This is a genomic window from Allorhizobium sp. nf9_anc (genome assembly GCF_056323085.1).
On record NZ_CM150481.1, the window covers coordinates 1,088,437 to 1,100,685 of the forward strand.

8 protein-coding genes are annotated in these 12,249 nt (G+C 63.1%); 4 read left to right on the plus strand and 4 right to left on the minus strand.

Features of this window, described 5'->3' with window-relative positions; genetic code table 11:
* Positions 1 to 75: 75 nt before the first annotated feature.
* Positions 76 to 3,558: a carbamoyl-phosphate synthase large subunit gene (gene carB / locus AC02Y0_RS05075; protein ID WP_476382835.1), complete on the minus strand. Its 3,483-nt coding sequence runs from the start codon at positions 3,556 to 3,558 to the stop codon at positions 76 to 78.
* A gap of 249 nt (positions 3,559 to 3,807) precedes the next feature.
* On the opposite strand from carB, the gene AC02Y0_RS05080 reads away from it, so the two are divergent.
* A complete protein-coding gene (locus tag AC02Y0_RS05080; RefSeq protein WP_476382836.1) occupies positions 3,808 to 4,527 on the plus strand; it encodes a DUF1868 domain-containing protein in 720 nt (239 codons plus the stop codon).
* A 66-nt stretch (positions 4,528 to 4,593) separates the two neighbouring features.
* Here the strand turns inward: AC02Y0_RS05080 and AC02Y0_RS05085 are convergent, their stop codons facing one another.
* On the minus strand, positions 4,594 to 6,972 hold the full coding sequence (locus tag AC02Y0_RS05085) for a methyl-accepting chemotaxis protein (RefSeq protein WP_476382837.1): 2,379 nt from the start codon (positions 6,970 to 6,972) through the stop codon (positions 4,594 to 4,596).
* Between the two features lie 210 nt (positions 6,973 to 7,182).
* Between AC02Y0_RS05085 and AC02Y0_RS05090 the strand changes: the two genes are divergently transcribed.
* A complete protein-coding gene (locus AC02Y0_RS05090) occupies positions 7,183 to 8,667 on the plus strand; it encodes an amidase (RefSeq protein WP_476382838.1) in 1,485 nt (494 codons plus the stop codon).
* Positions 8,668 to 8,676: 9 nt separating this feature from the next.
* Here AC02Y0_RS05090 and AC02Y0_RS05095 read toward each other — a convergent pair whose 3' ends face one another.
* Positions 8,677 to 9,702: a zinc-dependent alcohol dehydrogenase family protein gene (locus AC02Y0_RS05095; RefSeq protein ID WP_476382839.1), complete on the minus strand. Its 1,026-nt coding sequence runs from the start codon at positions 9,700 to 9,702 to the stop codon at positions 8,677 to 8,679.
* Positions 9,703 to 9,880: 178 nt separating this feature from the next.
* On the opposite strand from AC02Y0_RS05095, the gene AC02Y0_RS05100 reads away from it, so the two are divergent.
* Positions 9,881 to 10,549, plus strand: coding sequence for a glutathione S-transferase family protein (locus tag AC02Y0_RS05100; RefSeq protein WP_476382840.1), 669 nt, complete (start codon positions 9,881 to 9,883; stop codon positions 10,547 to 10,549).
* A gap of 145 nt (positions 10,550 to 10,694) precedes the next feature.
* On the plus strand, positions 10,695 to 11,621 hold the full coding sequence (gene ypfJ / locus AC02Y0_RS05105; protein WP_476382841.1) for a KPN_02809 family neutral zinc metallopeptidase: 927 nt from the start codon (positions 10,695 to 10,697) through the stop codon (positions 11,619 to 11,621).
* Between the two features lie 13 nt (positions 11,622 to 11,634).
* Here the strand turns inward: ypfJ and AC02Y0_RS05110 are convergent, their stop codons facing one another.
* Positions 11,635 to 12,114 carry a DUF2938 domain-containing protein gene (locus AC02Y0_RS05110; RefSeq protein ID WP_476382842.1) on the minus strand — a complete coding sequence of 160 codons (480 nt, stop codon included), beginning with the start codon at positions 12,112 to 12,114 and terminating at the stop codon, positions 11,635 to 11,637.
* Between the last annotated feature and the right edge of the window lie 135 nt (positions 12,115 to 12,249).

The following is a 12,249-nucleotide window of genomic DNA, read 5'->3' on the forward strand; positions in this document are numbered from 1 at the left end:
CATCCGAAGATGCGGCGAAAATGTCTTCCAGCGCCTTGCTCAAGCCACCCGTAGAGTGGCCAAGACGTTGACGCCTCAGAAGTAGCTCTGGAGCGGACGCACTTCGAGCTGGCCACCCTTCAGTGCGCGGATGGCTTCGGCTGCGGCGAGGGCGCCTGCCATGGTCGTGTAATAGGGCACCTTCTGCATCAGGGCCGCGCGGCGGAGCGACTTCGAGTCCGAGATCGCCTTGTTGCCGTCGGTCGTGTTGATGACCAGCTGGACCTGACGGTTGCGGATGGCGTCCTCGATATGCGGACGACCTTCGAGCACCTTGTTGATCTTGATCGCCGGAATGTCGTTTTCGGCGAGGAAGCGCTGGGTGCCGCCGGTGGCCAGAACCTTGAAGCCGATCTGGGTCAGGATCAGGATTGCCGGCAGGACGCGGGCCTTGTCCTCGTCGCGGACGGAGACGAAGACCGTGCCGTCGCGTGGCAGTTCGACGGATGCACCGAGCTGGCTCTTGGCGAAGGCGAGCGCAAAGTCGGTGTCGAGACCGATGACTTCACCGGTCGATCGCATTTCCGGACCGAGCAGGGTGTCGACGCCGGGGAAGCGGGCGAACGGGAAGACGGCTTCCTTGACCGCGATGTGCTTGAGGTTGCGCGGATCGGGCTTGGCGCCATAGGCGGCAATCGCATCGTCAAGCTTTTCGCCGGTCATGATGCGGGCGGCGATCTTGGCGATCGGCGCGCCGATGGTCTTGGCCACGAAGGGCACCGTGCGCGAGGCGCGCGGGTTGACTTCGAGAACGTAGATCACGTCGTCCTTGATGGCGTACTGGACGTTCATCAGGCCGCCGACATTGAGCGCCTTGGCCATGGCGGCCGTCTGGCGCTCCAGCTCGTCGAGCGTTGCCTTCGAGAGCGAACGCGAGGGCAGCGAGCAGGCCGAGTCACCCGAATGGATGCCGGCTTCTTCGATATGCTCCATGATGCCGGAGACGAAGACATTCTCGCCATCGCAGAGTGCGTCGACGTCGACTTCGATGGCGTTGGTCAGGTAGCTATCGAAGAGCAGCGGGTTCTTGCCGAGCAGAGTGTTGATCTGGCCGGTCTTGTCGTTCGGGTAGCGCTGCTTGATATCCTCAGGGACGAGACCCGGAACCGTGTCGAGCAGGTAGGACTGCAGCATCGATTCCGAGTGGATGATCTGCATGGCGCGGCCGCCGAGCACGTAGGACGGGCGCACGACCAGCGGGAAGCCGATTTCGGACGCGACGAGGCGGGCCTGCTCGACGGAGTAGGCGATGCCGTTGTTCGGCTGGTTGAGGTCGAGCTTCATCAGGAGCTTCTGGAAGCGGTCGCGGTCTTCGGCAAGGTCGATCATGTCGGGTGCCGTGCCGAGGATCGGGATGCCGTTCTTTTCCAGAGCTTCGGCGAGCTTGAGCGGGGTCTGACCACCGAACTGGACGATGACGCCAACGACTTCGCCCTTTTCCTGCTCGGCGCGCAGGATCTCGATCACGTCTTCGGCCGTCAGCGGCTCGAAATAGAGCCGATCGGAGGTGTCGTAGTCGGTCGACACGGTTTCCGGGTTGCAGTTGATCATGATCGCTTCAAAGCCGGCATCCTTCAGGGCGAAGGCGGCATGGCAGCAGCAATAGTCGAACTCGATGCCCTGGCCGATGCGGTTCGGACCGCCGCCGAGGATGACGACCTTCTTGCGATCAGAGACTTCTGCTTCGGAGCGCAGCGCGCCGACGAAGGGGGTCTCATAGGTCGAATACATGTAGGCGGTTGGCGAAGCGAATTCGGCAGCGCAAGTGTCGATACGCTTGAAGACCGGGCGGACGTTGAGGCCGTTGCGGAGTTCGGCGACTTCCTTCGGGCGCTTGCCGGAGAGAGAGGCAAGGCGGGCGTCGGAGAAGCCCATGGCCTTCAGCATGCGCAGGTTTTCGGCGTCTTCCGGCAGGCCGTGTTCACGGACCCGGGCTTCCATGTCGGTGATCGCCTTGAACTGGGCGATGAACCACGGATCGATCTTGCAGCCTTCATGCACTTCTTCCGGCGACATGCCGAGGCGAAGCGCCTGGGCGACCATGCGCAGACGGTCGGGCGTCGGGGTGCCGATGGCAGCCCGGATGGCGTTCTTGTCGTCGCCCTGGCCAAGGCCCGGGATTTCGATCTCGTCGAGACCGGTGAGGCCGGTCTCAAGCCCGCGCAGTGCTTTCTGAAGCGATTCCGAGAAGGTACGGCCGATCGCCATGACTTCACCGACCGACTTCATGGCGGTGGTCAGCGTCGGTTCGGCGCCGGGGAATTTTTCGAAGGCGAAGCGCGGGATCTTGGTGACGACGTAGTCGATCGACGGTTCGAAGGAGGCCGGTGTCGCGCCGCCGGTGATGTCGTTTTCGAGTTCGTCGAGCGTGTAGCCGATGGCAAGCTTGGCAGCGATCTTGGCGATCGGGAAGCCGGTCGCCTTCGAAGCGAGCGCGGACGAGCGCGAGACGCGCGGGTTCATTTCGATGACGACAAGGCGGCCATCAGCCGGGTTGACGGCGAACTGCACGTTCGAGCCGCCGGTCTCAACGCCGATCTCGCGGAGAACCGCGATCGAGGCGTTGCGCATGATCTGATATTCCTTGTCCGTCAGCGTCAGTGCCGGAGCAACGGTGATCGAGTCGCCGGTGTGGACGCCCATCGGATCGATGTTCTCGATCGAGCAGACGATGATGCAGTTGTCCGCCTTGTCGCGGACGACCTCCATTTCATACTCCTTCCAGCCGAGGACCGATTCTTCGATCAGGACCTCGGTGGTGGGAGAGGCGTCGAGGCCGGAATTGATGATCTCGTAGAATTCCGAGCGGTTGTAGGCGATGCCGCCGCCGGTGCCGCCCATGGTGAAGGACGGACGGATGATGGCGGGCAGGCCGACAACGTCGAGTGCCTGGGCAGCGATTGCCATGGCATGCGCCATGTAACGCTGCTTGCGGTCGGTCTCGCCAAGGTTCCACTGGTTTTCAAGTTCGTCGAGAGCTTTGTCGAGTTCTGCGCCTGACAGTTTAGCCTTCAGCTCGTTGCGGGCGGCTTCATGCGTCTTACGGTCGGCGTCCTTGATCTCGGTCGCGTTGGCGAGCATCGACTTCGGCGTTTCAAGCCCGATGCGGGTCATGGCTTCGCGGAAGAGGGCGCGATCTTCAGCCATGTCGATGGCGGCGGGCTTCGCGCCGATCATCTCGACATTGTAGCGGTCGAGAACGCCCATGCGCTTCAAGGAGAGCGCGGTGTTGAGTGCCGTCTGGCCGCCCATGGTGGGCAGAAGCGCATCTGGACGTTCCTTGGCGATGATCTTGGCGACAACCTCAGGCGTGATCGGCTCGACATAGGTTGCGTCGGCGAGGCCCGGGTCGGTCATGATCGTGGCCGGGTTGGAATTCACCAGGATGACCCGGTAACCTTCTTCCTTTAGCGCCTTGACGGCCTGGGTGCCGGAATAGTCGAACTCGCATGCCTGGCCGATGACAATCGGCCCCGCGCCGATGATGAGGATGGACTTGATGTCTTGGCGCTTGGGCATGGATCTATCCGTTCTTTGACCTGCGCGAAAAACCGGCCTGGGTGAGGGAGGTCACCGGCCGGGCGCAGAGAGATGGTCTTTTCAGGCTAGAAGCGGCTTATAGGGAAATGTTGGTCGGGAAGGAACCCCATATTTGCAGCCTCCGACAGGAAAGTTGGGGAGGGACTTTGGTGCTCTCCTGGGGCCGCCGTCATACGCGCTTCGTGCAGGACGATTACCGGAAGCGGATCAGACCCGAAGGAACTGCTCATGACCATCCCAGAACTCCCCGACCATCTTCATTTCTCCTCCCGCGGCCTCAATCCCGGGCCAATCCCGCATCATGGGATCCGCTACGATAGCTCCGGCAGGTTTTTGACCGAGCGCGGCAATACCGTGGTGTGCCATCTGGTCGAGGGTTCGGAGTCTGCTGCCGCGATTCTCGAGGCCCGGACGCGGTACACGACGATGCTGGGTGCCGACAAACTCGCCTTCACGGCGCCGTCCAGCCTGCATATGACGCTCTTCCAGGGGATTATCGAGACGCGACGGGCACTGCCCTACTGGCCGGGCGACGTGCCGGTCGAGACGCCGGTTGACGATATGACGGGTATCTTCATGGACCGTCTGGCGCATTTCCGTCCGGGAAAAGCCTTCTCCGTCGAGGTGAAACACGCGACGCCGCTCGGGCTTGTTGTTGATGGGGTGACCGATGGCGACCGGGCCGTGCTCAATGACTGGCGCGATCGTCTGGCGGATCTGCTCGGCTACCGGCATCCGGACCATGAGACCTATGCCTTCCACATTACCTTTGCTTACATGATCGAGCGTTTCGACGATGAGGCGCTGTCGGCCTGGATCCCGTTTCTGGAGGAGGTTGCCGCGGACATTCGCCGCCGCGCTCCGGTTATCGAACTGCGGGCGCCCGCCTTCTGCGCCTTCGACGACATGAACCATTTCGAAGAGCTTCTGGTCTTCGCGCCGGCTTGAGGCATGCCAGAATGAAAAATGGCGGGCCGAGGCCCGCCATTTCAGACATGCGTCTTTGAGACAATCTCAGAATTCTTCCCATTCCGCGCCGCTGGGGGCGGGCTTGGCGCCCATGGCCGAGGCGATCTTGCCGGCAAGGGCGCGGGCCGGGGAGGCGACGGGGCGCGCCGTTTCCGCGACCGTTGCAGGACGAGACGGGGCGACCGGACGGGCTGCCGTTTGTGTGGGAGCGGTAAAGCTGCGAGCGGCAGGCGCCGATGATGCCTGCTGCCGCGGACCGGAGCCGAGGTTGAACTGGGCAAGGCGGGCCGAGAGCGACTGCACTTCGGAGACCAGCGTGTGGGAGGCCGCATTGGTCTCCTCGACCATGGCGGCGTTCTTCTGGGTGCCCTGGTCCATGATGTTCACGGCGGCATTGATCTCGTGGAGGCCTGTCGACTGTTCGCGGGCGGCATCGACGATCGCATGAACATTGGTGTTGATCTGCTGTACTTCGGCGACGATGGCAGAGAGGGCCTCTCCTGTCTCGTCGACGAGCGAGACGCCGTGCTTGACCTGTTCGCCCGAGGCGGTGATCAGGGCCTTGATTTCCTTTGCCGCATTGGCCGAACGCTGGGCAAGTTCGCGGACTTCCTGGGCAACGACGGCAAAGCCCTTGCCGGCCTCGCCGGCGCGGGCAGCTTCAACGCCCGCATTCAAAGCGAGAAGGTTGGTCTGGAAGGCGATTTCGTCGATCACGCCGATGATGTTGGAGATCGACTGCGAGGACTGTTCGATCGCGCTCATGGCATCGATTGCCGAACGAACCACTTCGCCGGAACGTTCGGCGCTTTCCTTGGTGCGGCTGACCTGCTGGCCAGCCTCTTCCGCGCGCTGGGTCGATTCCTTGACCGAGCGGGTGATCTGGGAGAGGGCGGCCGAGGTTTCTTCGACCGAGGCTGCCTGCTGTTCGGTGCGGCGGGCGAGATCGTCGGCGGCCGAGCGGATTTCGTTCGAGCCGTTTTCGATCGTCGTCGCGTTGTCGCGGAAGGAGATCATTGCGGCGCGCAGCTTCTCGATCGAGTCGTTGAAGTTGCCGCGAATTTCGTCGAGTGCAGGAGAGAAGGGTTTATCCAGACGAACGGTCATGTCGCCGTCCGACAGGCGAGCGAGGCCGGAGCGCAGTTCGTCTACGACGAAGCGGATCTCTTCCTCACGCGCCTTGTGGCCCTTGGAACGTTCGACGCGTTCGACTTCTTCCTGTTCGTAACGGGCTTCGGCCGCCTTTTCGAGCTCCACCTTCTTGCGGTTGCTTTCCAGAAGCACGGCCAGCGAACGCGAGAGGTCGCCCAGTTCGTCGGCGCGGTCCTTGTCCGTCAGTTCGACGTCGAGGCGGCCGGCGGCGATATCGGTCGTCTGGCCGATGACGCGGTTGATGCGGCCGATGAAGCGGCGGGCAAGCAGCCAGCCGACGACGATCAGGATCAGGGTTGCACCGGCGATGACGAGGGCCGAGGTCCAGACGTTCTCAGAGACCGCGCCGAGAACGGTTGCGCTCGGGACGGCAACGACGACGTTCCAGACGGCGCCCGGGAAAGGCTCGATCGGAACCGCGATTGCCATGCGTTCCACACCGTCCTTGTCGACCATGGTGCCGACGGAGCCCGGCGACTTCAGCAGGCTTTCCCATGCGGTGGCGTCAAGCCCGCTATCCTTCAGCGCCTTGCCCATGGCCGCCTTGTCCGGATGGCTGACGAAGGCGTTGGCCGAGGACAGGAGTGCCACATAGCCGTCGCCCAGCGGTCGTTTGGCGGCGAGATCGGCGGCTGTCTTGTCGAGGTCGATATCGGCGCCGACATAACCGAGGGCGTTGCCGTTTTCCATCACCGGGATGGAGATGGTGGTCATCAGGACGTCCTTGCCGTCCACGGGATAGACATAAGGCTCGAGCAGGACCGTTTTCCCGGTCTTGACCGGCAGCTGGTAATAGTCGCCCGTCCCGGGCTTGTCGTAATCGACAAGCACATCCGTCTTGATGGTTCCACCCGCGCGATAGATGTAGGGCACGAAGCGGCCCGTCTGATCGTGAGCGGGTTTGCCGACGAAGTCTGCATCCTTGCCATCGAAGGCATTGGGCTCCCAGCCTGTGGAGAGGCCGATGGCGCCCGGAAAGCCTTCGAGCGTCTTCGTCAGAACGGCCATCACGACGTCGCGGTCGGCAATTCCTTTCTCTCGCAGCGCGGAGACGGAATAGTCGAGGCCAGCCACCATTTCGTGTGCGACGCTCAGGGTTCGATTGACCTCAGCTGCCGCGTCGGAGGCGGCCGTCTGCATCTTGTCGATGCCGGCCCCGCGGATCGTCCCGTAGCTCAGGCCGACCAGGGTCGCCGCGACGCCGATCGTGGTGACGACGCCCAATCCGACGGTCGAGAAGATGTTCCGGCTGGTGGCGGATTTGAATAACATGGGCCGTTCCCTCATGAGCCTATGACTGCAAGGCAGCGGACAACCGCCGCCGCGCCGGATTTGCGCCGGCCTTTGAGGATGACTTTAGCTGCCCATGGTTAAGTAGATATTTATATTCGACGAAGCCGTTATGCTCTGCGCTGCTTGATTGGCCGACGGATTGACCGGAAGGTGACCGGGATTTTGGCGAGTCGATCTGGGGGAGTGCCGATGTTCACGGAGTATGTGGATCATGACGGGTTGGGGCTGGCCGATCTGATCCGGCGCGGGCAGGTTTCTGCCTCGGAGGTCCTGGAGGCGGCGATCGCACGGATCGAGGCGGTCAATCCGCAGCTCAACGCCGTCGTTCGTCCACTGTTCGACCGGGCGCGTCAGAGAGTGGCGTCGGGCGTGCCGGAGGGAGCGTTTTCCGGCGTGCCATTCCTGGTCAAGGATTTGCTGGCGCAGATCGATGGCGTGCCGACGGGCAATGGCAATCGGCTGTGGGCGACGCGGGTTGCAAGCGGTAGCAGCGAGCTCGTCGAGCGATGGGAGCGGTCGGGTCTCGTGATTGCCGGGCGCACCAACACGCCGGAATTCGGTCTCACGCCCTATACCGAACCCGGCGCCAATGGACCGACGCGCAATCCCTGGGATCTGACCCGGACACCCGGTGGCTCGTCCGGCGGGTCCGGAGCTGCGGTCGCAGCCGGCATGGTGCCGATCGCATCCGGTGGCGATGGGGGCGGGTCGATCCGCATTCCGGCCTCGGCCTGTGGTGTCTTCGGGATGAAGCCGACCCGTGGGCGGACACCGGCTGGTCCCTTCATCGGCGAGGCGTGGTCGGGCTTTGCGGTCGAACATGTGCTCACACGATCGGTGCGCGACAGCGCGGGCGTGCTCGATGTGACACATGGACCGGATCGCGGCTCGCCACATCCGCTGCCGGTGCAGGAGGGCACGTTCCTGGATGCGTCGCAGCGCCAGCCGGGGAAGCTGAAAATTGCCGTGTCACGGGAACCGATGCTCGGAAAGGCGGTGGCGCCCGAGGTGATCGCTGCCTTCGACGACGCGGTGAAGCTGCTCGTCGATCTCGGCCATGAGGTGATCGAGGCCACGCCGCCCGTCGAGCGTGAGGCCTTCTCCATGGCCTTCCTGACAGCGCTTGCCGGGGAGCTGCGCGCCGATATCGAATTCACGGCGAAGACATTCGGGGTGAAGAACCGTCCTGGCGACTACGATGCTTCTTCCTTCGGCATGGGCCTTCTTGGCGAGGGTTTCACGGCCTCCGACCTCATCACCGCCCATCGCTATCTCACGCTCTCGGCCCGCTCGATCCTCGGCTTTTTCGAGGATGTCGACGTCCTGATGACGCCGGTTCTGTCGACGCTGCCGGTAAAGATCGGCGCGCTGCAGCCAAGTGCCATCGAGAAGAAACTTCTGACGGTGCTTGGTTATGTCGGCGGTGGGCGGCTCTTGAAGAAACTCGGGATTGCCGAACAGCTTGCGGCCCAGACATTCGAATTCATCCCGTGGACTCCGGTCTTCAACGTTACCGGCCAGCCGGCCATGTCGGTGCCGACAGGGTGGTCGCCCGAGGGATTGCCGATCGGGATGCAGTTCGTTGGCCGCTTTGCCGACGAGAACACGCTCTTCTCGCTCGCCGGTCAGTTGGAGCATGCGCGGCCTTGGAAGGACAAGCGCCCGCTGCTGTGACGTTGCCGATCAGAGGCCGGGGACGACGAGGACCTTGACCTCGCCGGGCTGTGGCGGGTTGCTGACCACCGCCGGTGCCTCGTCGAGCGAGACCTTGCGCGAGATGAGCCTTTCGACCTCGATCTTGCCCGAAGCGATCAGGTCGGCTGCGCGGCGATGGGTGAAGGGGTTGAGGAAGGACGTGACCAGCTTCACCTCGCGGAAGAGCAGGTCGAAGGGCTCGATTGCGATCTTTTCGCCTTGCGGCATCACGCCGAGGATGACCGCTGTGCCGCCGGGGCGTACGAGCTTTGTTGCCTGGATCACGGTTTCGCCGACGCCGGCACATTCCATGACGACATCGACGCCCCCAGGGACAAGGCCCGTCTCACCCGCAATCTGGGCGATGATGTCGCCTGCTGTGGGATCGACGCTGGCCGTGGCGCCCAGGTCTTCCGCGAGCTTGCGGCGGGTAGCCTGGCGGGTGACGAGGATCACCGTGGTTGCGCCTGCCAGTCTTGCGAGCTGCACCGTGAGCAGGCCGATGACCCCGCCACCGAGGACGACGACGGAGGAACCGGCTCTGATCTCGGCAAGATCTATGCCGTGCAAGCAGCAGGCCAACGGCTCACAAAAGGTGCCATGCATCGGATCGAGGTCTGCTGGCAGGAGAAAGGCCTGTTTGTGGGGAACCACGACATAATCGGCGAAGCCGCCGTCGCGGTGGATGCCGATGGCCCTCAGGTTCCGGCAGAGATTGACGCGACCATTGACGCAGTGGCTGCAGCGGCCGCAGGCAATGTTGGGGTCGCCCGTGATCCGGTCACCAACCGCAAAGCCTGTGACGGCGCTTCCCACGGTCTCTACGATGCCGCTGAATTCATGGCCGAGGGTCACCGGTGGGGTACAGGGAAATTCACCGTGGAAGAGATGCCGGTCGGTGCCGCAGACGCCACAGGCCTCGACGCGGACCAGAAGGTCATCCGGCCCGGCCTCAGGCTTCTCCACCTCCCGCGTGAAAAGTTGGCCCGTCGCCTCCAGTCGCATTGCCTTCATGTGCCACTCCTCCCAAAGCGCTCAACGGGCGGAGACTTGCATGTGGGAGGTGGGCTGCCAAGCGGTCCTGACGTGTGATCGGGTCGGAAGCGCTTGAGAAAGTTGCGACCTGCGCCTCGACGGGGAGGTCATCAGCTTCTAGATAGTTCAATCAACGACAATCGAAGGGCGCTTTCTGATGATCACCGTTCACTACCTGGACAACTCGCGTGCCCACCGGATCCTCTGGCTGCTCGAGGAGCTCGGGCTCGACTATCAGGTCCAGGTCTATCATCGGACGAAGGAATACCTGGCGCCCAGGGAACTCAAGGCGGTGCATCCGCTCGGCAAGTCGCCCGTTATCGAAGACAACGGCCGGATTGTCGCCGAAAGCGGCGCGATCATGGAGTATCTGATCGAAACCTATGGCGGGGAAGGGCTGCGTCCCGCTGCCGGTACCGACGAGCGTCTGCGCTACCGCTACTGGATGCACTACGCCGAAGGGTCTGCCATGCCGCTTCTGGTGATGAAACTGATCTTCTCGCGCATCCCGGGGCAAGTGCCCTTCTTCATTCGCCCGGTGGCAAAGATGATCAGCCAGGGCGTCTCGCGCAAATTGCTCGATCCACAGCTCTCCGACCATCTGGACCTGTGGATGGCCGAAGTTGCCAGGGATGGCTGGTTTGCGGGCAAGGATTTCTCCGCCGCCGATATCGCCATGAGCTTCCCGGTCGAGGCGGGGCTGACCCGGATTTCCGAGGGCAAGGACACGAGCGTGTTGCGCGGCTGGATCGAGCGCATCCGGGCTCGACCGGCCTATCAACGCGCGCTCGCGCGGGGTGGGGAATATGGTTACGCCAAGGCCTGAAGCGGCCGCTCTGCCTCCAGCGTTCAAGGTGCCTCCATCGTTCCGGTCGACGCAATGACGCTGCAAACGTCATGCCGTCACTGGTGTTAGGGAACAGTTCGGCTATCTTCTCATTGTGAGGGCTAGAGCGCAGAGGGGAAGCATCATGGAATGGAAGGGCCGTCGTCAGTCGGACAATATCGAGGACCGGCGTGGGCAATCCTCCGGCGGAGGCTTGGGCCGCAGCCCCTTTGGTCGATCCGGCATTCAGATCCCGATGGGTGGGCGCCGTGGCGGTGGCTTGAGCTTCGGGACGATCATCTTTCTGGTGATCATCTATTTCGTGCTCAAGGCCATGGGCATCGACATGCTGCAGGTTCTCGGTGAGGGCAATGTCGGAGGTGCGGGGTCCGGTTACGAGCAATCGATCGGCCAGCGTCCGGCAGGGCAGTCCAGTGACGATACGACCGCCTTTGTCCGCACGGTTTTGGCGGAGACGGAAACGACCTGGAATGCCATCTTCTCGGCGTCCGGCGAGCAGTATCGCGAGCCGATGCTGGTTCTCTTCAGCGGCGGCACGGTTTCTGCCTGCGGTCAGGCCTCTTCGGCCACCGGTCCCTTCTATTGCCCGGCTGACAGCAAGGTATATCTCGACACCCAGTTCTTCGATCAGCTTGAGCAGCAGTTCGACGCGGCGGGTGACTTTGCCCAGGCCTATGTCATTGCCCATGAGGTCGGTCACCACGTGCAGAACCTGACGGGCGTGTTGCCGGAATTCAACCGCCAGCGCCGCTCCATGGGCGAGCGTGAGGCGAACCAGATGTCCGTGCGCGTCGAGCTTCAAGCCGATTGCTACGCCGGCATCTGGGCCAAGTCTGCGGACAAGGAGGGCATTCTGTCCGATGGCGACCTTGAGGAGGCTTTGAATGCCGCCCAGCAGATTGGCGACGACACGCTGCAGAAGCGCAGCCAGGGTTATGTCGTGCCAGACGCGTTCAACCACGGCACCTCCGCACAGCGGATGAAGTGGTTCAAGCGGGGCTATGACAGCGGCAATGTCGGTGCCTGCGACACCTTCTCCGGCGCGATCTGACGCGCCGGCTCCTTCAACGGATCAGCAGGGCCGTCAGCCAGAGGCCAAGACCGAAGACGGTGTGGGCCAGAAGATTGAGGGCGCGGACTTTGGTCGGGTTCGGGGTTTTCGAGGCGGCCCAACCGATGCCGAGGCCAGGCTGTAGCAAGAACCAGCCGGCTGCGACCGTGGCGATGCCCCAGATCCAGGCCGGCAGGAAGGTCGGCTCCGCGAACCAGGCTGGCCCGACGAAGAGAGCCAGCATCACGCCATAGGCGATGCCGACGGCGTAGTGCGAGATCCAGCCAAGGGCCAATTCGTGGCGGTAGGGTTCTGCAGTGGCGATGGTGTCGTGGAAGATGCGCCCGGACTGCAGGTGGTAGAACCAGCGCCCGACGGGCGCCCAGTTTGCCTTCGGCTGCTTGAAGACAGTGGCGAGAATGATCGCCCAGATATCCATGGCGACGGTTGCTCCAAGGCCGATGATCGCGCCGCGCCAAACCAGTTCCAACATGTCTCGATCAATCTCTCGCTGCTTTCAGGAGCGGCGACCATAAGCGGGTTCCGATCAGGCAGAAAAGGGCGGTTTGGGCGGCATCCGTTCGGGCCCTGCATTTTCCGCTGATGTCGAAGAGGCCGCCTACAGCAG